Origin of the sequence: Pseudomonas sp. NFR09 (assembly GCF_900111535.1) — a bacterium.
GTDB lineage: Bacteria > Pseudomonadota > Gammaproteobacteria > Pseudomonadales > Pseudomonadaceae > Aquipseudomonas > Aquipseudomonas extremorientalis.
In genome coordinates this window covers 83261-101642 of record NZ_FOIH01000008.1, presented here as the reverse complement: position 1 = coordinate 101642, position 18382 = coordinate 83261, and the positions used below count along the sequence as shown (strand labels likewise).

General features: G+C 62.5%; 16 protein-coding genes. 12 read left to right on the top strand and 4 right to left on the bottom strand.

Annotated features, from left to right (window positions below; translation table 11 throughout):
* The first annotated feature begins 125 nt into the window (after positions 1-125).
* The 6 genes from BMX59_RS18535 (at position 126) to BMX59_RS18510 (ending at position 7450) form a co-directional block, all read left to right on the top strand.
* Positions 126-794, top strand: coding sequence for an ABC transporter ATP-binding protein (locus BMX59_RS18535; RefSeq protein ID WP_092244575.1), 669 nt, complete (start codon positions 126-128; stop codon positions 792-794).
* Between the two features lies 1 nt (position 795).
* Positions 796-3258 carry an ABC transporter permease gene (locus BMX59_RS18530; protein ID WP_093124408.1) on the top strand — a complete coding sequence of 821 codons (2463 nt, stop codon included), beginning with the start codon at positions 796-798 and terminating at the stop codon, positions 3256-3258.
* Positions 3248-4309 (top strand): lipocalin-like domain-containing protein, encoded by a 1062-nt coding sequence (locus BMX59_RS18525; protein ID WP_093124405.1) that lies wholly within the window; start codon positions 3248-3250, stop codon positions 4307-4309. The genes BMX59_RS18530 and BMX59_RS18525 overlap by 11 nt, the downstream gene beginning before the upstream one ends.
* 137 nt (positions 4310-4446) lie before the next feature.
* Positions 4447-5442: a hypothetical protein gene (locus tag BMX59_RS30505; protein ID WP_093124401.1), complete on the top strand. Its 996-nt coding sequence runs from the start codon at positions 4447-4449 to the stop codon at positions 5440-5442.
* A 2-nt stretch (positions 5443-5444) separates the two neighbouring features.
* A complete protein-coding gene (locus BMX59_RS18515) occupies positions 5445-5825 on the top strand; it encodes a hypothetical protein (protein ID WP_093124398.1) in 381 nt (126 codons plus the stop codon).
* A gap of 113 nt (positions 5826-5938) precedes the next feature.
* The gene (locus BMX59_RS18510; protein ID WP_093124393.1) at positions 5939-7450 is read left to right on the top strand and encodes a hypothetical protein; all 1512 of its coding nucleotides are present in this window, start codon (positions 5939-5941) and stop codon (positions 7448-7450) included.
* Positions 7451-7510: 60 nt separating this feature from the next.
* Here BMX59_RS18510 and BMX59_RS18505 read toward each other — a convergent pair whose 3' ends face one another.
* Complete coding sequence (locus tag BMX59_RS18505; protein ID WP_093124390.1) at positions 7511-8608, bottom strand: SMP-30/gluconolactonase/LRE family protein; 1098 nt, start codon at positions 8606-8608, stop codon at positions 7511-7513.
* Positions 8605-9282: a sterol desaturase family protein gene (locus BMX59_RS18500; RefSeq protein ID WP_093124386.1), complete on the bottom strand. Its 678-nt coding sequence runs from the start codon at positions 9280-9282 to the stop codon at positions 8605-8607. Before BMX59_RS18500 ends, BMX59_RS18505 begins: the two co-directional genes overlap by 4 nt.
* 294 nt (positions 9283-9576) lie before the next feature.
* Here BMX59_RS18500 and BMX59_RS18495 point away from each other — a divergent pair, with 294 nt between their 5' ends.
* The 6 genes from BMX59_RS18495 to BMX59_RS18470 all read left to right on the top strand — a co-directional run bounded on the left by BMX59_RS18495 (position 9577) and on the right by BMX59_RS18470 (position 16393).
* A complete protein-coding gene (locus BMX59_RS18495; RefSeq protein ID WP_093124383.1) occupies positions 9577-10500 on the top strand; it encodes a substrate-binding domain-containing protein in 924 nt (307 codons plus the stop codon).
* Between the two features lie 63 nt (positions 10501-10563).
* The gene (locus BMX59_RS18490; RefSeq protein ID WP_093124380.1) at positions 10564-12072 is read left to right on the top strand and encodes a sugar ABC transporter ATP-binding protein; all 1509 of its coding nucleotides are present in this window, start codon (positions 10564-10566) and stop codon (positions 12070-12072) included.
* Positions 12038-13030 (top strand): ABC transporter permease, encoded by a 993-nt coding sequence (locus BMX59_RS18485; protein ID WP_093124377.1) that lies wholly within the window; start codon positions 12038-12040, stop codon positions 13028-13030. The genes BMX59_RS18490 and BMX59_RS18485 overlap by 35 nt, the downstream gene beginning before the upstream one ends.
* Positions 13031-13052: 22 nt before the next feature.
* Positions 13053-14132 carry an alcohol dehydrogenase catalytic domain-containing protein gene (locus tag BMX59_RS18480; protein ID WP_093124374.1) on the top strand — a complete coding sequence of 360 codons (1080 nt, stop codon included), beginning with the start codon at positions 13053-13055 and terminating at the stop codon, positions 14130-14132.
* A 2-nt stretch (positions 14133-14134) separates the two neighbouring features.
* Positions 14135-15667: an FGGY-family carbohydrate kinase gene (locus tag BMX59_RS18475; protein ID WP_093124370.1), complete on the top strand. Its 1533-nt coding sequence runs from the start codon at positions 14135-14137 to the stop codon at positions 15665-15667.
* Complete coding sequence (locus BMX59_RS18470) at positions 15668-16393, top strand: SDR family oxidoreductase (protein ID WP_071492114.1); 726 nt, start codon at positions 15668-15670, stop codon at positions 16391-16393.
* Here the strand turns inward: BMX59_RS18470 and BMX59_RS18465 are convergent.
* Positions 16390-17394, bottom strand: coding sequence for a LacI family DNA-binding transcriptional regulator (locus BMX59_RS18465; RefSeq protein WP_093124367.1), 1005 nt, complete (start codon positions 17392-17394; stop codon positions 16390-16392). The genes BMX59_RS18470 and BMX59_RS18465 overlap by 4 nt on opposite strands.
* A gap of 58 nt (positions 17395-17452) precedes the next feature.
* The gene (locus tag BMX59_RS18460) at positions 17453-18316 is read right to left on the bottom strand and encodes a LysR family transcriptional regulator (RefSeq protein WP_092244610.1); all 864 of its coding nucleotides are present in this window, start codon (positions 18314-18316) and stop codon (positions 17453-17455) included.
* Between the last annotated feature and the right edge of the window lie 66 nt (positions 18317-18382).

Here is an 18382-nt window from a genome sequence, read left to right as displayed (position 1 = left end):
AGTGATGCTTGGTGGGTAATTTAAAGAGGCGCGGGTGGGCAGCCGGTGAAATCCATGTGAAAAATTTGCGTGGCCTTGGGCGGTAGCCGTTATTCTCGATGGCCGCCCATCAAACGAGTGTTGTCATGTTGCAGGTGCAAGGTGTGACCAAAAGCTATGCCACCCCCCAGGGGCCTTTGGCAGTGTTGGCCGGTGTCGATCTGCACCTGGGCCGGCGCAGCAGTCTGGCGCTGATGGGCGAGTCGGGCAGCGGCAAGAGCACTTTGCTGCACCTGGTGGCCGGGCTCGACCGTGTGGATGGCGGCAGCATCCAGGTGGGCGAGCAGCGCCTTGACCAACTGAGCGAAGCGCAACTGGCCCATTGGCGACGTACCGAAATCGGTCTGGTGTTCCAGCAGTTCAACCTGATCGGCAGCTTGCGGGTCGAGGATAACCTGGCGTTCCAGGCGCGGCTGGCGGGGCGCTTTGACCCGCAGTGGCAGGCGCAATTGGTCGAGCGCCTGGGCCTTGGGGATTTGCTCAAGCGCTACCCGGAACAACTCTCCGGCGGCCAGCAGCAACGGGTGGCGGTGGGGCGCGCATTGGCGTCACGCCCGGGCCTGTTGTTGGCCGACGAGCCCACCGGCAACCTGGACGAGGCGACCAGCGACGAAGTGCTGCAACTGTTGCTGGACCTCTTGCGCGACAGCCCCACCAGCCTGTTGATGGTCACCCACAGCCCGCGCATCGCTGCACGACTGGACCGCCAGGTGGTGTTGCAGCGTGGGCGCGTCCTAGCCGCAGGCGCCGCCTGAGATGGCGGTATTTCAGTGGACCTTGCGCGCATTGCTCAGCCACTGGCGACGGCATCCCGTGCAGTTTTTCAGCGTGCTCACCGGCCTCTGGCTGGCGACCGCGCTGTTGATCGGCGTGCAAGCCCTCAACAGCCAGGCGCGTGACAGCTATGCCCGCGCCAGCCAATTGATCGGCGGCGAACCCCAGGCCAGCCTCGGTGCGCCGGACGGGGCGAGTTTCCCCCAGGCGGTCTTCGCTCAATTGCGCCGCGCTGGTTGGCCGGTGTCTCCGGTGGTACAGGGGCGGGTACAGCTCAAGGGGCAGGAGGATGTACGCCTGCAGTTGATGGGCATCGATCCGTTGTCGTTGCCCGGCAGCGGCGCCGTGGCAGGGCAGCGCTTGAGCCAGGCGCAGATGCTCGCGTTTTTTGATCCGCCGGGGCGTACCTGGATCGCGCCGCAGACCTTGCAGGCCTTGGGGCTGCGCGAAGGCCAGCAACCAACCACCCTGAGCGGTCACCCCCTGCCGCCGCTGCAAGCCCAAGCAGACATGGCGCCCGGCCTGTTGCTCACCGACATCGGTTTCGCCCAGCCCGTGCTGCAGATGCCTGAGCGCCTGTCGCGGCTGCTGGTGGAAAAGGCGTTCGCGGCCAGCCAACCCACGCCGCCCGCCGGGTTGCAACTCAAGCAAGGCGAGGACAATAACCTCGCTCGCCTCACCGAGAGCTTTCACCTGAACCTCGACGCGCTGGGCTTCCTGTCCTTCGTGGTGGGGCTGTTCATCGTGCATGCCGCCATCGGCCTGGCCCTGGAGCAACGGCGCGGGCTGCTGCGCACGTTGCGCGCGTGTGGGGTCAGCGTGCGCCTGCTGATTGTGAGCTTGAGCGTGGAATTGGGCGTGCTCTCGCTGCTCGGTGGTGTGCTGGGCGTCGCCAGCGGCTACCTGTTGGCCAGTCTGCTATTGCCCGATGTGGCCGCCAGCCTGCGTGGCTTGTATGGCGCTGAAGTACCGGGACAGTTGAGCCTCAGCCCGTGGTGGTGGGGCGCGGGGCTGGGCTTGAGCCTGCTCGGTGCGGTGCTCGCCGGTGCCGGCAGCCTGTGGCGGGCGGCGCGCCTGCCCTTGCTGGCGCTGGCCAACGCCCAGGCCTGGCATGAAGCTCACGGTCGCTGGTTGCGTCGTCAAGCGTGGGTGGCCGTCGCTGCGTTGCTGATCGCCGTGCTGGCGCTGTGGCTGGGTAACAGCCTGGCTGCCGGCTTTGTACTGATGGCGGCATTGCTGCTTGGCGCCGCCCTGGGGTTGCCGGTGCTGCTCAACGGCCTGCTCAAGGCCGTGTTGGGGCGTAGCCGTTCGGTGCTCGGCCAGTGGTTTCTCGCCGACTGCCGCCAGCAGTTGCCGGCCTTGAGCCTGGCCCTGATGGCGCTGCTCTTGGCCCTGGCCGCGAACATCGGCGCAGGCTCCATGACCTCGGGTTTTCGTCATACCTTCAACAACTGGCTGGAGCAGCGCCTGACTGCCGAGTTGTATCTCAACCCACAAAGCCCTGCCCAGGCCGAACAACTCGGCACCTGGCTGACGCAACAGCCGTTAGTGCAGGCCGTGCTGCCCACCTGGCAGGTCGCCGTGCAAGTGCAGGGCTGGCCGGCGGACCTGTTTGGCGTGGTCGACGATCCCACCTACCGTCAGCATTGGCCGCTGCTGGAGGCCACGAGCGAACCCTGGGACCAGTTGCAGAAGGGCGACACCTTGATGCTCAGCGAGCAACTGGCGCGCCGGCTCGGGGTGAAACTGGGCGATGCCGTGAACATCCCCACGCCCCAGGGTGTGTGGTCACCGAAGGTGGTGGGGATTTACGCCGACTACGGCAATCCCAAGGGGCATGTGCTGGTCAGCTCACAACATCTGCTGGCGCACTGGCCGACGCTGTCACCGGCGCGTTTCAACCTGCGGGTGTCACCGTCGGACGTGGCGCCGCTGGTACGTGAGGTGCAGCGCGCCTTTGCCCTGGACGACAACCGTATCGTCGATCAGCAACAACTCAAGGGCTGGTCGAGCCAGGTGTTCGAGCGCACCTTCGCCGCCACCGCTGCCCTGAACAGCCTGACCTTGGGCGTGGCCGGCGTGGCGTTGTTCATCAGCCTGTTGACCCAGAGCCAGAGCCGCCTGGGCCAGCTCGCACCGCTGTGGGCATTGGGCGTCACGCGTCGGCAATTGATGCTGCTCAACCTCGGCCAGACCTGGCTGCTGGCGGTGCTCACGTTGGTGCTGGCCGTACCGCTCGGCCTGCTGTTGGCGTGGTGCCTGGATGCGGTGATCAACGTGCAGGCGTTTGGCTGGCGCCTGCCATTGCAGGTGTTCCCGTGGCAGCTGGCGCAATTGCTCGGGCTGGCGATGCTGGCGACCTTGCTGGCGTCGGCCTGGCCGTTGTGGCAGTTGTACAGCAGCCGTCCTGCGGATTTGTTGAGGACGTTTGCCCATGAAGATTAAGCCCCTGTTGGTGGCGTGTCTGTTACTGGCCGCTTGCGACAAAGTGCCCGCGCCACAGGAAAGCTTTGCCGGCCTGGGCAGCGACGCGGCGGACTTTGCCCAGGTGGTACCGGGCAAGGTGTTCAGCTTCCCCGAGGATCATGGCTCCCATGCGGACTTCCGTATCGAATGGTGGTACGTCACGGCCAATCTCAAGGACGCGCAGGGCAATGTATTTGGCGTGCAATGGACGTTGTTTCGCAATGCACTCAAGGCCGGGCCGGTGCAAGCAGGCTGGCATGACTCCACCGTGTGGCTCGGCCACGCGGCCGTCACGTCCGCCACCCACCATTACGCCGCCGAGCGTTACGCACGCGGTGGCGTCGGCCAGGCCGGAGCCCAGGCAGTGCCGTTCAACGCCTGGATCGATGATTGGAATTTCGCCACCCGTCCGGGTGCAATGGGCGCCTTGTCGGACATGCAACTCAAGGCCAGCGGTGCGCAATTCGCCTACGACCTGCACCTGACATCCAGCCGTCCATTGGTGCTGCAGGGCGACAGCGGTTACAGCCGCAAATCCGACCAGGGCCAGGCCTCGTACTACTACAGCCAACCGTTTTTCAACGCCAGCGGCAGCGTCAGCCTTGATGGCCGGGTGTATCAAGTCAGCGGCCCGGCCTGGCTCGACCGCGAATGGAGCAGCCAACCGCTGACCGCCAGCCAGACCGGCTGGGACTGGTTTTCCCTGCACCTGGACCGGGGCGAGCAATTGATGTTGTTCCGAGTACGGCAAACCGATGGCGCGTCCTACCTGACCGGCACCTGGATTGATCGCGAGGGCCATACACAAACCCTGCACAACGCGGATATCCAACTGACGCCGCTGGAAACGACGGCCATAGAAGGGCGCAAGATCCCCACCCGCTGGTCGCTGAAAATCCCCGGCAAGCAGCTGGATATCACTACGCAAGCAGTCAACCCGAATGCCTGGATGAACCTGAGTATCCCGTACTGGGAAGGCCCGGTGCAGTTCGAGGGCGGGGTGGGTTACCTGGAAATGACCGGGTATTAGGGTTGTTTCCGTAGGCTGTATTTCTTTGCTGCGTAGGCAGCTTCCCAAATGTAAATCGCCCCCCCTGGACGTGTGTCCGGGGCCTAGGCGCTTGCTTATATTTCGACGCCATCTTCATTGCTCACCGGATGTGAGGCATGGCGCAAAGCTTTATCAACGACCGCGCGACGGACTATCAGAGCTTGAAAAACCGACTGATGGGCGGTGCCCCGGGCCGCCAGCGTTCCGCTCATTTTGACGTGCTGAACCGGCACCTGCGTCCCGGCCTGGTGGCGCCCGGGCAACTGGTGATTATTCCCGACAGCCACAGCGTGAATTGCTCGGTGGAGGAGGCTTGGTTGATGCGGCATGCCGAGGAGGTACGCCGCCATCTGGAGGGAAGTGCTGCGGCCGGCACGACGGTGATCGATAACTATGACTTGCTGCAGAGTTTCATGGCGAATGGCTCGATTGGCATCGGCAGTGCGACCTCGGCCTGGGCGCGGCACCTGGATGAAGTGGCGCAGACGCTGGAGGAGATCGAGCGGTTGCATCAGCGGTTGAAGGACGGTGTGTTGGACAGGGCTGCGTTTATTCAACAGCGCCAGGGATTGTTCCGGCGGTTGGAGGTGCAACTGCAAGGTGCGGCGCGGTTGGGTACGGGGTTGCAGGGCAATGATTCGTTAAAAAAGGTGTTGGGCCTATCGACCAAGAGCTATCTGCATAAAGGTGAGATCGCCGGGTATGCGAAGCGGATGCGGGAGATTGCGCAGATGTCGAAGTGGTTGGGCAAAGGGACTTATGTGGGGTTGGCGCTGGATGTGGGAGTGGCAGGGTTGGAGATCAAGGAGGCGTGTGTGGAGGGGCGGGAGGCGCAGTGTAGACGGGCGAAGTATGTGGAGGCGGGGAGGTTGGTGGGGTCAGTGGCGGGGGCCGCGACTCTGGGAGCTTGGGGCGCAAAAGTTGCTGGTCGGGCATGCAAGTTGTTTTTAGGTGTTCGTCTGAAAGGGAATGGTGAACTCGCATGTGGAGTTGTTGGAGGTGTAGCGGGGGGGACGACGGGAGGTGATGCGTTAGGTGATTTCGGTTCATTTCTGGGGGGGGCGGTTATAGAGATCGATGGGGATTTGATATTTCAACCTGAAGGGGCCTGACAGTGGACTTTTTTCTCGTTTACTCAGTCGTGCTGTTTGTTTGGTTGTTTTTTTCCTTAGGGGTGCTGATTTTTGCAAAATACATAAAGCTCGACGAGGTCGAAAGTTACTTCCTTGAAAACGAAAAGGTTCGCGAGAACAAGCGCTTCTGGAGCCGAAACCAGTGGATCGACAGGCAGCATCGCATGATGCTGATTTCTGACTTCTTTTCAAACTCAAAACGCCATGTGGAGGCCGGTTTGGTGACAGAGGCCGAACTGGCATCTGTTCCTGTAGCGCTCAAGCGTTGGATGGTGTGGCCCTACTACCTTTTGCAAATTTTGGCCGTCGCAACAGCAGTCTGGGGCTTCTGGCGCTGGTGGTGCGACATCCCCACTCCATAGAAATTGAAATTTCTTCAAAAAATACTGTACATCCATCCAGTCATATCCTACATTCCATCCCAGGTGACCGGACGTCACCTGAGCTTCACTTTTTAACTATGGATGGATAAAAAATGAAATCGAAAAAAGCCTTTATGCTGGGCGCGGCCATGGCGGCCTCCTGCTTCGTTTCGGCCTTCGCCCTGGCCGAGCAATACCCTCACCTGGCTGCACAAGCCGTTCAAACTGACATCAAGCAAAGCCTCAAAGCCGCCGGTATAGTGCCGGCCACCAAGGCCCCAGCGACGCTCAAGCAGCAACTCAAAGCGGGTGCTCAACTGAAAAAACCGGCGTTCGCCGCCAAGGCCCAGGCCGATTCGGTGGTGGAAGATCATGCCGCTCCGGCACCGGTAACCCAGGTCAAGAAAGCCGATGCTAAGGCAGCGGCCGCCGTGCAGGCGGCACTGGTCCAGGGCTGTGAAACCACGCTGGATGTGAACCAGTTGTACACCATCAATGGCGTACAGACCGGTGACCTGCTGTGCTACCACTTCAACCTGCCACAGAAGGCGCGCATCAACGCGTTGCTGGTGGGTCAGACCGCAGGCACCGACATGTCGTTGACCCTGTTCCAGGACGATGGTCAAGGCAATCCGCTCCCGCTGGGCACCTCCAATAATCCAGGCACGGGCGATGAAAGCCTGAGCGGGGTGGTGCCTGCCGGTGACTACTACTGGTTCATGGAAGCCAACGCAGCGGTGCAGGGCTCCAGCTTCCAGTTCGGTGTGGCGGTGGATGCCAACATCGATGCCTATGAACCCAATGACACGCCCGACACGGCGTTTCAACTGCCGGATACCCTGAACTACATCAAAGGCAACGCCGACAGCCTAGACGATGTCGACTACTTTGATTTCACGGCGGTCCGTGGCCAGAGCGTAGGCATAGCCCTGACGGCCGACGCGGCCAGTGGCAGCACCCGTAACAAGTGGATCCTTGAGCGTTTCGATGGCAGCCAGTGGGTCACCGTGGGTGCGAATGTCGTGTCGACGTCGATCCCGAACCCGGGTGTCGGTGGGGTAGTCAAGGTGCGTGTTCGTCCGAACCAACACCCGAATGAGCCTTGGAGCGCAACGGGCAAATACAACCTGTCCTTCGGTTCCAACCCTCGGGTCAACAGCCCTGATGTAAAAGGCGAAGGCAACGTGTTGCGCATCCCTTACTCCGCGTCCGACGTGGGGTATGGCTACATGACCACCCAGGCCTATCGCGACCTGACCTGGACCATGGGGCTGTCGGACAGCACCGGCGCACCGCTGGTGGGGCTGCACCCGATCGTCTACCTCGACCAGCACATCAACCCCGACACCGGTGCTATCGTCTACAAAGGGTATTCGGCGGCTACCAACAGTGCCGGTCAGGCGAGTGGCACGATCAACGTGGGCACCTGCTTCGGTGACTTCCAGACCACCTTTGTCGACTACGCCCAGGGCTACAAAAACACTTGGCGTACCGACTTCAACTACGGGGTATGGCGCATGGAAGTGCTGGAATACCCAGGTATCGGCGTGGGTGGTGATAACACTGAGTTCGTCAGCTTTGGCCATCTGTGCAAGCAGACCCTGCTCAGCAGCACCAAGAGCTAAGCGTGTTTAACCAGTAACCACCAGGGCATACAGGCCGCGCGCCTGTATGCCCTTTTTGCGTCAGGGCGCCAACGCCTGTGCCAACGGCAACCGCGCCATGCTCGTGCCCTTCAACGAGCCCAGGTACAACCACTCGCCGTATTCCCGAGCGGTGGTAATGGGCGAGTAATTCCCCGCGCTGCCATCCTGCAAATTGGCAATCACCTTGCCTTGCGTATCCAACCCCAGCACAAAGGCTTTGCGCTCGATCGGCTTGGGCACCACCATCAACGCCCGCACCATCACTTTGCGCAGCAAGGGGTACCCGGCGAAGCTGTCCAGCAACGGGTTGCGCGGTGAATACAGCGCCACCCAGAAACGGTCCTGGCCGTTGAAACTGAGGTTGTCCGGCAGGCCGGGCAGGTTGTCGATAAACAGGTCATGGCTGCCGGCACGTTCGCCCTTGAGCCAATACCGGCTGATGCGATAGGCGCCGGTCTCATTGACCAGTACGTAATGTTCATCCGGGCCCAGGGCCACGCCATTGGCGAATTGCAGCTGGTCGAGCAGCACCTCGGTGGTGCCGTTGCTGAAGTCATAGCGCAGCAACCGGCCATCGCCACCATGCTCGATCACCGCTTCGCCGTCCTGGCCGTAACCCCAGCGGCTCGATGCATCACTGAAGTAGGCATAACGCCCGCTGGCGTCCACGGTGACGTCATTGGTGAAACCGAAGGGGACGTTATTGGCACCCGTGCTCAAGGTAGTGAGTTGGCGGTTTGCATCCAGGGCGAGCAGGCCCTTGATGCCATCGGCAATGATCAAGCGCCCATCCGGGTGCAGCGCCAGACCCAGGGGCCGCCCGCCGGTGTCGGCCAGCACCTCCAGGCTGCGGCTGTCGGGCGCGGTGCGGATGATGCGCCCGTCATGCAGGCCGCTGATCAGATAACCCTGTGTATCCAGCAGCAACGCCTCTGGCCCGGCGATGTCCTGGGCGCCGATCTTCTGCACGCCCTTGAGACGCTGGTTTTCGGCGTAGGGGCCGTCCTTCATCGACGGTGGCTTGGGCGGTGTCCAGTTCACCGGTTGCACTTTGGTGGGCATCAGCAGCAAGAAGGCAACCACCAGCAGAAACAGCACAAACAACAGATGACGCAGTTTTTTGGGACGGGTACTCATGACGATTCCTGGTTGTCGTGGGGGCCCGGCTCCCAGTACAGGGTGCCGAACAGGTAATCCATCAGCGGGAGGACGATATTGAAATTGCGCCCCTGCATGAGCTCGCGGCGGTGGTGCATGGCATGCAACTGGTGCATCTGGCGGATCCACGGCAGGCGCGCCACCGGGTGGTCGGCGGGCAGGTGCTCACAGGAGTGAAACAATTCGTAAAGCAAATACCCGAGGATCATGCACCCGGCGAACAGGCCGGCGACGTTGGGGCTCAGTTGTTTGATCAACCACCACGCGGGCAGTGTGATCGCCAGGCTGTGCAACACGATCAGCCAGGCCGGGAACAGGATGACGCGCCAGTCCCGGGGGCTGTCGTAGGTCATGTGGCCAGGGGTGAAAAAGCTGTGGTGATCGCCAGTATGGCGCGCATAAAACAGACGGGCCAAGGCGTGTTTGTGATGGCCAAGGTGGCGGTGCACCAGGTAGATACACAGGTTGAAGAACACCAGCGTCGCGGGCACGGTCAGCCATTGCAGTGCGGTGATCTGGTGCGTCGATGACCAGGCCAGGCTGATGCACACAATGCCGTAGCCGAACACGAAACCGGCGTGGAGCCAGGGGTTGTAGTGGGTCGCGACTTGGGCGCGGTAACGGGCGCGAAAGGTCTCGGTGGGATGGGCCATGGCGGGCAGCTCGGTATTTTTTATTGGAGGCTGAGCTTAGTTGGTACTCAAGATTGTGCGAGGTTTTGTGGTGCACACATGAACACGTGTGGGAGGGGGCTTGCCCCCGATGGTGGCGGGTCAGTCACTTACATCGCCAACTGACACTCCGCCATCGGGGGCAAGCCCCCTCCCACATTTCGCCCGAAGCCGACCAGTGGCCCCTTGCGTCACCCGAATTTCCTTGTTAGCTTCTCGCAAAATGTTAACGATAACATTTGCTCTAACAATAAAAACAAAACAGAGAACCACGCCATGAAAATGCTCCCGAAAACCCTGTGTTTATTGGCTGTAAGCATCACCCTCGGCACCGCCGCCCCTGCTTTTGCCGACGCCGCCAAGCCGATCCGCATCGGCGCGTCCTTCCAGGAAATCAACAACCCCTATTTCGTCACCATGAAAAACGCCCTGGAAGAAGCCGGGGCGAGCATCGGTGCGAAACTGATCATCACCGACGCCCGCCACGACGTGTCCAAGCAGGTCAGCGACGTCGAAGACATGCTGCAAAAAGGCATCGATATCCTGCTGATCAACCCCACCGATTCGGTCGGCGTGCAATCGGCCGTCAAATCCGCCCATGCCGCCGGTGTGGTGGTTGTCGCGGTCGATGCCCAGGCGGATGGCCCGCTGGATTCCTTTGTCGGTTCGAAAAACTTCGATGCCGGCTTCCAGGCCTGTGAATACCTGGCCAAGAGCATCGGCGACAAAGGCAACATCGCCATCCTCGACGGCATCGCCGTGGTGCCGATCCTGGAGCGTGTGCGCGGTTGCAAGGAAGCCGTGGCCAAGCACCCGGACATCAAGATTGTCAGCGTCCAGAACGGCAAGCAGGAGCGCGACCAGGCGCTGACCGTCACCGAAAACATGCTACAGGCGCAACCGACGCTCAAAGGTATTTTCAGCGTGAATGACAATGGCTCCCTCGGCGCACTCTCGGCCATCGAAGCCAGCGGCCTGGATGTGAAATTGGTCAGCGTCGACGGCGCGCCGGAAGCGATCAAGGCGATCCAGAAGCCGGGCAGCAAGTTCATCGCCACCTCGGCGCAATACCCCCGCGACCAGATCCGCCTCGCCCTGGGCATTGCCCTGGCCAAGAAGTGGGGCTCGCAAGTGCCGGCCACCATCCCGGTGGACATCACCTTGATCGACCGGGACAAGGCCAAGGATTTCAGCTGGTAAATCACCCAGGCCCCACGCCATCCGTGGGGCTTGCGGTCTCCTTCTGAATACGAGGTCGGCGGTATGAGCAGTCTTCTGAAGCTGGAAAACATCTGTAAGCGTTACCCGGGCGTACAGGCCCTCAAGTCCATCAACCTGCAGGTCGAGCGCGGCGAGATCCATGCCTTGCTCGGCGAAAATGGCGCGGGCAAATCGACCCTGATGAAGATCCTCGGCGGCGTCGAGCATCAGGACGAAGGCCAGATCCTGATCGATGGCCAGGCCCGGCAGTTCGCCACCTACCGCGATGCAATCGCCGCTGGCATCGGCATCGTGTTCCAGGAATTCAGCCTGATTCCCTACCTCACGGCGGTGGAAAACATCTTCCTCGGCCATGAGCTCAGCAACCGTTTCGGCCTGCTGCGCAAGCGCGAAATGGTCGAGGCCAGCGAGGCCTTGTTTAAGCGCCTGGGCGTGACCATTGACCTGCAATGCGCAGTCAAGCACCTGAGCGTGGCCGAGCAGCAGTTTGTCGAAATCGCCAAGGCCCTGGCCCTGGATGCGCGCCTGCTGGTGCTCGACGAACCCACCGCCACCCTCACGCCCAGCGAAGCCGAGCTGCTGTTCGAGATCATGCGCGAGCTCAAGCGCCAGGACGTGGCAGTGATATTCATCTCCCATCACCTGGAGGAGATTTTCCAGGTGTGCGACCGCATCAGCGTGTTGCGCGACGGCGGCAATGTCGGCGTCACCGAGGTGGCCGACAGTGATATCGACCGCCTGGTCGAGATGATGGTCGGGCGGCGCCTGGAATGCAGTTTTCCGCCCAAACCGAGCAGCGCACGCGGGCCGCTGTTGCTGGAGGTCAGGGACATCCAGCTGGTGCGCAACGGGCCCCGCAACAGCTTCCAACTGCACAAGGGCGAGATCCTCGGTTTTGCCGGTCTGGTCGGCTCCGGTCGCACCGAACTGGCGCTGGGCATGATGGGCGCGCTGCCGTCGGTGAGCAAAGACGTGTGGCTGCGCGGTGAGAAAATCACCCTCGATGACCCGGCACAAGCGCTCGCCCACGGCATCGGCCTACTGCCGGAAAGCCGCAAGAGCGAAGGGCTGATCACCGATTTCAGCATTCGTGAAAACATCTCGCTGAACAACCTGCCCAAATACCAGAACGCTTCGGGCCTGATCGACAAGGCCAGGGAAAGCGCCAGCGTCGAAGACCTGATGCGTCAGCTGTCGATCAAGGCCCCCAGCGGCGAAAGCCGGGTGTTCAACCTCAGTGGCGGCAACCAGCAGAAGGTGGTGATCGCCCGCTGGATCAACCACCACTGCGACGTGCTGGTGTTCGACGAACCCACCCGTGGCATCGACGTGGGGGCCAAGGCGCAGATCTACGCGCTGATGCGCAGCCTCACCGAACAGGGCTACGCAATCATCATGATTTCCTCCGAGTTGCCGGAAGTCATCGGCATGTGCGACCGCGTCGCCGTGTTTCACAAGGGCGCCATCGTCAAGGTACTCGAAGCGTCCGCCGTCAATCCTCAAGAGGTCATGCGCCATGCAACAGGGGGCTCAAGTGAATACGTCCATTAACACCGTCGACAGCAGTCGGCTGCGCCTGAACCTGGCGCGGCTGGTGCGCTCGCCGGCGTTCTACCCGTTCGTGGGGCTGGTGGTGGTGACCCTGGTGATGATCCTGGCCAGCGACACCTTCCTGACCGCCAGCAACCTGTCGAACATTGCCCGCCAGGTGTCGATCAACGCGATTATCGCGGTGGGCATGACCTGCGTGATCCTCACGGGCGGCATCGATTTGTCGGTAGGGCCGGTGATGGCGTTGTCCGGCACGCTCACCGCTGGCCTGATGGTCGCGGGCTTGCCGCCGGGCCTGGCGATTGGCGCGGGGATGTTGATCGGCGTGGCCTTCGGCATCGGCAACGGCCTGTTCGTCGCCTACCTGCACATGCCGCCGATCATCGTCACCCTGGCGACCATGGGCATCGCCCGGGGCCTGGGCCTGATGTACACCGACGGCTACCCGATTTCCGGGTTGCCGGAGTGGTTTGGCTTCTTTGGTCGCCAGAGCCTGTTCGGCATCGAAGTGCCCATCCTGATCATGCTGATTACCTACGCCGCCGCCTATGTGCTGCTGCAACACACGCGCATCGGCCGCTACATCTACGCCATCGGCGGCAATGAAGAAGCGGTGCGCTTGTCCGGCGTGCGCGCGGCGCGCTTCAAGTTGCTGGTGTACGGCATCAGCGGCCTGACGGCGGCGATTGCCGGGCTGGTACTCACCTCACGCTTGATGAGCGGCCAGCCGAATGCCGGCGTGTCGTTCGAGCTGGATGCGATTGCCGCCGTGGTGCTCGGCGGTGCGTCGATCGCCGGTGGGCGTGGCGTGATCGTCGGCACCTTGCTTGGCGCCATGCTGCTCGGCGTATTGAACAACGGACTGAACATGCTCGGCGTTTCGCCCTACGTCCAGAGCGTGATCAAGGGCGGGATCATTTTGCTGGCGATTTTCATCAGCCGTCAGCGCCATAAATAAACTCAAGACAGGACCTAACACCATGGACAAGCACACCCAAATGCAAGCCGTCGTCTGCCACGGCCCCAAGGACTATCGCCTGGAACGCATCGGCAAACCCCAGGCCCGCGTCAACGAACTGGTGATCCGCATCGCCGCCTGTGGCATCTGCGCCAGTGACTGCAAGTGCCACTCGGGCGCCGCGATGTTCTGGGGCGGCGACAACCCCTGGGTCAAGGCGCCGGTGGTACCGGGGCACGAATTTTTTGGCTATGTGGTGGAAGTGGGCGAGGGCGCCGCCGAGCACTTTGAGGTCGCGGTCGGCGACAAAGTGATCGCCGAGCAGATCGTGCCCTGTGGCAAGTGCCGCTTCTGCAAATCCGGCAAGTACTGGATGTGCGAAGTGCACAACATCTTCGGCTTCCAGCGTGAAGTGGCCGAAGGCGGCATGGCCCAGTACATGCGCATTCCCAAGACCGCCATCGTGCACAAAATTCCCGAGTCGGTGTCGCTGGAAGACTCGGCACTGGTGGAACCGATGGCGTGTTCGATCCACACCGTCAACCGTGGCGATATCCAGCTCGACGACGTGGTGGTGATCGCCGGCGCCGGCACCCTCGGCCTGTGCATGGTCCAAGTCGCCGCGCTGAAAACCCCGAAGAAACTGGTGGTGATCGACATGGTCGATGAGCGCCTGGAGCTGGCGAAGACATTCGGCGCCGATGTGGTGATCAACCCGTCGCGCGACAACGCCCGCGAGATCATCAACGGCCTCACCGACAACTATGGCTGCGACGTCTACATCGAAACCACCGGCGTGCCGGCCGGCGTGACCCAGGGCCTGGATTTGATCCGCAAGCTCGGGCGTTTTGTCGAGTTCAGCGTGTTCGGCGCCGAGACCAGCGTCGACTGGTCGATCATCGGCGACCGCAAGGAACTGGACGTCCGCGGCGCGCACCTCGGCCCCTATTGCTACCCGATCGCCATCGACCTGTTCGAGCGCGGCCTGGTCACCTCCAAAGGCATCGTCACCCATGACTTCCCGTTGGACGATTGGGCCGAAGCCTTCGAGCTGGCCAACTCGACCAAGTCGATCAAGGTGCTGTTGAAGCCGGTGGTTTGAGCATGCATTACGTGATGGGGGTCGACATCGGAACCCAGAGCACCAAGGCGCTGTTGGTGGATGGTCACGGCGCGATCATCGCCCAGCACAGCCAGGGGTATCGCGTGGATACCCCGAAAGTGCGCTGGGCCGAACAATGGCCGCAGGTCTGGCTGGATGCGGTCGAGATCTGTGTGGCGCAGTGCATGGCCAAGGCCTGCGTGGCGAAAGACCAGGTCAAGGCGCTGTGCATCAGCAGCCTGTACGGCGGCTCGGGGATTGCGGTGGATGCGCAGCTCACACCGCTGCACCCGTGCCTGATCTGGATGGACCGCCGCGCCGGCGAGCAGGTGGCCTGGGTGCGTGAGCATGTGGACCTGGAGCGCCTGTTCGAGGTGACCGGCAACTCGGTGGACAGCTACTACGGTTTCACCAAGATGCTCTGGCTCAAGCAGCACCAGCCCGAGGTGTGGGCGAAAACCCGCTACCTGCTGCCACCGAACAGCTACATCAACTGGTGCTTCACCGGTGAGTTGGCGGTGGACCACAGCAGTGCCGGCAACATCGGTGGCGTCTACGACGTGAAGGCACGTGGCTGGTCTGGTGAAATGCTCGACGCATTGGGCATACCGCCGGCGATGATGCCGGAGCGCCTGGTGTATTCCGGGGAGGTCGTCGGTGGGTTGCTGGAGGGGTGGGCTGCACGTCTGGGCCTGCAGGCGGGGACACCGATCCTGGCCGGTGGCGTCGATGCGGCCATGGCAACCTTGGCGGCGGGAGTGACTCAGCCAGGCAATCACGTGGCAATGATCGGCACCAGCATGTGCTGGGGGTACCTCAACCAGCAGGTGGATGCACACCATGGCCTGGTGAGCATGCCCCACGTCTACAACGGCCACCGCGACCTGTATATCTTTGGCGGTGCGATCACCGCCGGGGCTTCGGTGAGCTGGTTTCGCGAGCAGTTCTGCCAGGCCGAAGAGCAGCAGGCCAAGGCCAGGGGCCAGGACAGCCTGACGTTGCTGGAACAGCGTGCGACGCATATACCGGCGGGTAGCGAAGGGTTGTTGTTCCTGCCCTACCTGATGGGTGAGCGCAGCCCGGTGTGGGACGACCGCGCCAGTGGCAGTTTTGTCGGCTTGAACCTGTATCACAGCAGAATCCACCTGTACCGCGCAGTGCTGGAAGGGGTGAGTCTTGCCCTGCGGCACAACATCGAAGCGGGCACGCGCGGCGCGCATTCCCTGGACCCGCGCTTGATCGTGGTGGGCGGGGCGAGCCATTCGGACCTGTGGATGCAGATCATCGCGGACGTTACGCGGTATCCGGTGTACACCATCGTGCAGGAGGTTGAGGCGGCGTTGGGCGCGGCGTTGCTTGCGGCACATACGGTGGGGTTGGTGAGCGATGGGGAGATGGACAAGGGCTGGGTACAGCTGGAGTTGCGTGCTGAGCCCAAGGCGGAAAATGTCGAGGCGTACGACCGTGCGTTCGGCGAATACCTGAAGCTGTATCCGGCCCTGAAACCGATCATGCACAGCCTGCAGGAGAATTGAATGAACGCAGCCTTCGACTTCACCCACCACCGCATCCTCGTCACCGGCGCCAGCAGTGGCATCGGCCGTGAAATCGCCTTGCAACTGATTGCCAGCGGCGCCGATGTGTTTGCCCTTGGCCGCGACGCCCAAGCCTTGGCCGAACTCGGCTGCCATAGCCTCTGCCTGGACATCGCCGACAGCGCCGCCCTCGACAATGCCCTGCAAGACCTGCCGCCGCTGCACGGCCTGGTCAACTGCGCGGGTATCTCGCGCCTGGAGCCCGCCGCCGCCATCAGCGCCGAGGCGTTCGACCAGGTGATGCAGGTCAACGCCCGCGCCGCCGCGCAGGTCGCCAGCCGCGTGGCGGCAAAAATGATCGAAGCGCAGATCGCCGGCAGCATCGTCAACGTCTCCAGCCAGGCGTCATTGGTGGCGCTGGACGATCACCTCGGCTACTGCGCCTCCAAGGCGGCGCTGGATGCGATCACCCGTGTGCAATGCGCCGAGTGGGGCCGCTTCGGCATTCGCGTCAACAGCGTCAACCCCACGGTCACACTCACGCCGATGGCAGCCATGGCGTGGTCCGCGCCGGCCAAGCGCGACCCGGCGCTGGCGGCAATTCCCTTGGGGCGGTTTGCTGAAACTGCGGAAGTGGCCCTGCCGGTGCTGTTCCTGCTGAGCCGCGCGGCCAGCATGATCAGCGGCGTCAGCCTGCCCATCGACGGCGGCTATACCAGCCGCTAGCCGTTTTCCAACTGGCCGGCGATGACCACCTTGTCCCGGGGCTTGCCCGGGTCTTCGAGACGGTCAAGCAGCAGGCGTACCGCGCTGCTGCCGGCCAGCGACGCATCATGGGCCACGCAGGCGATGGGCACGCCGAAGATATCGGCGAAGGGCAGGCGGTCGATGCCGCAGATGGTCAGGCTGTCGTGGGGGATATTGTGCATGCGCAGCGCACGCAGGGCGCCGAGGGTGATCAACTGGTTGAACCCCATGATCGCGTCCGGCGCCGAGTGTTCGGCCAGGTAGTCGAGGGTGTGCAGGTAGGACGGCATCAGCGTGTAGTCGCCGGCCTGCACTTCGACCTGCACCTGCGGGTGTTCGGCCAGCACTTCACGCAGGCCTTTGAGGCGCTCCACAGTGATGCGTGAATGTTCGGGGCCGGTCAGCACCAGCAGGCGCCTGAGGTCGGGCGTCTGGCGCAGCAGGTAGTGCGCGGCCTGGATGCCGCTGTGGTAGTTGTCGAGCACCACGCGGCTGAACGGACTGTCGTGGATCGTGCGGTCGAGCAGCACCACCGGGGTCTTGCCGTTGGCCAGGCGTTCCAGGTAGTCGGGCTGGTAGCCCGGCTCATCCGAGACCGGCGACAGGATGATCCCCGCCGCGCGGTAGCCCAACAGGGTGTCCACGGCCTTGCTTTCCAGTTCTTCCAGCTCATCGGTGTCCACCAGCATGATGGTGTAGCCGTGCTGCTTGGCCTCGCGGGAAATTGCCTTGATCATTTCGCTGTAGAACGGGTTGTCCACCGAGGCGGTGATCACGCCGATGATCAGGCTTTCGCTGCGCTTGAGGCCGCGGGCGAAGGCGTTGGGCACATAGTCCAGCTCCCGCGCCACTTCGAGGATGCGCGCCAGGGTGGCCGGCTTGACCAGGTCAGGTTTGCTCAGCGCCCGGGACACCGTGATGGTGGTCATGCCGACCTGTTTGGCGATGTCGCTGATGGTGACGGACTTTTTCTTGTTCATCGGTAAGGCTGCAAAAGGAAACACCCGCAGGCTAGCATGCGCGGCGGATATTGTTGCTTCAAATCAGCGGGTCCCAGCGCTGCGACCAGTCGCTTTCGGCCTTGACCACCTCGCGCAGCAACGCCAGTGCCTGTTGCAACACCGCCGAATCCCGCGCCCGTGAATACACCAGGTACGTGGGGAAGCTGAACTCCGGCGCCTTGGGCACGCGTTGCATCACGCCGCTGTCCAGGTAGCTCTGCACCACGCGGGTACGGAAATAACCGGCGCCGCCATTTTCCAGGATGTACTGCAACGCCAGCGGCCCCAGGTTGAAACTCAGCGCGGCGCGGGCCTTGTCGGGCAGGGCGGCGTCGTGTTGTTGACGAAAGCCGGGTCCCCAATCGATGTACACGTAGGGCGCCGGGTTGCTCGCCAGCTGCACCAGGATCAGTTTTTCCTCCAGCACCTGTTCCACTTGCAACCCAGGCCAGTACTGCGGCTGGAACACCAGCGCGGCGTCCAGCACACCCAGTTCCAGTTGGCGCAACAGGTATTCGCCTTCGCGGATTTCGGTGCGCAGGGCATGGCCCGGGATGTTCTGGCGCAGGGCCTGGGCCCAGCCGAGCATCAACGGGTTGCACAGGCTGACCTCGCCGCCGATGTGCAGCACGTTGCGATAGCCATCGGGCAATGGCAGGTCGCGTTTGGCCGCTTCCCAGGTTTGCAGCAACTGGTTGGCGTACACCACGAAGGCCTCGCCGTCGGCGGTCAGCCTGGCGCCGGCGCGGTTGCGGATGAACAGCGTGCTGCCCAATTGGCTTTCCAGGCTCTTGACCCGTGCGGTGATGGCGGTCTGGGTGACGTGCAGTTTCTCGGCCGCTGCGGCGAGGCTGCCGCAGCGGGTGATTTCGAGGAAGGTGCGTGCCAGTTCGATGTCCATGAAACCCCCGGGGATGAATGGGGGACAGTGTAATGGAATGCGCTCGAAACGGTGGGAGAAGGCTTG

Bases quoted from the DNA above. Each gene is read 5' to 3' on its own strand.
- BMX59_RS18475 (WP_093124370.1), top strand. From the start codon at position 14,135: ATGCATTACGTGATGGGGGTCGACATCGGAACCCAGAGCACCAAGGCG.
- BMX59_RS18485 (WP_093124377.1), top strand. From the start codon at position 12,038: ATGCAACAGGGGGCTCAAGTGAATACGTCCATTAACACCGTCGACAGC.
- BMX59_RS18510 (WP_093124393.1), top strand. From the start codon at position 5,939: ATGAAATCGAAAAAAGCCTTTATGCTGGGCGCGGCCATGGCGGCCTCC.
- BMX59_RS18500 (WP_093124386.1), bottom strand. From the start codon at position 9,282: ATGGCCCATCCCACCGAGACCTTTCGCGCCCGTTACCGCGCCCAAGTC.
- BMX59_RS18480 (WP_093124374.1), top strand. From the start codon at position 13,053: ATGGACAAGCACACCCAAATGCAAGCCGTCGTCTGCCACGGCCCCAAG.
- BMX59_RS18490 (WP_093124380.1), top strand. From the start codon at position 10,564: ATGAGCAGTCTTCTGAAGCTGGAAAACATCTGTAAGCGTTACCCGGGC.
- BMX59_RS18505 (WP_093124390.1), bottom strand. From the start codon at position 8,608: ATGAGTACCCGTCCCAAAAAACTGCGTCATCTGTTGTTTGTGCTGTTT.
- BMX59_RS18525 (WP_093124405.1), top strand. From the start codon at position 3,248: ATGAAGATTAAGCCCCTGTTGGTGGCGTGTCTGTTACTGGCCGCTTGC.
- BMX59_RS18495 (WP_093124383.1), top strand. From the start codon at position 9,577: ATGAAAATGCTCCCGAAAACCCTGTGTTTATTGGCTGTAAGCATCACC.
- BMX59_RS18535 (WP_092244575.1), top strand. From the start codon at position 126: ATGTTGCAGGTGCAAGGTGTGACCAAAAGCTATGCCACCCCCCAGGGG.
- BMX59_RS18465 (WP_093124367.1), bottom strand. From the start codon at position 17,394: ATGAACAAGAAAAAGTCCGTCACCATCAGCGACATCGCCAAACAGGTC.
- BMX59_RS30505 (WP_093124401.1), top strand. From the start codon at position 4,447: ATGGCGCAAAGCTTTATCAACGACCGCGCGACGGACTATCAGAGCTTG.
- BMX59_RS18470 (WP_071492114.1), top strand. From the start codon at position 15,668: ATGAACGCAGCCTTCGACTTCACCCACCACCGCATCCTCGTCACCGGC.
- BMX59_RS18460 (WP_092244610.1), bottom strand. From the start codon at position 18,316: ATGGACATCGAACTGGCACGCACCTTCCTCGAAATCACCCGCTGCGGC.
- BMX59_RS18530 (WP_093124408.1), top strand. From the start codon at position 796: ATGGCGGTATTTCAGTGGACCTTGCGCGCATTGCTCAGCCACTGGCGA.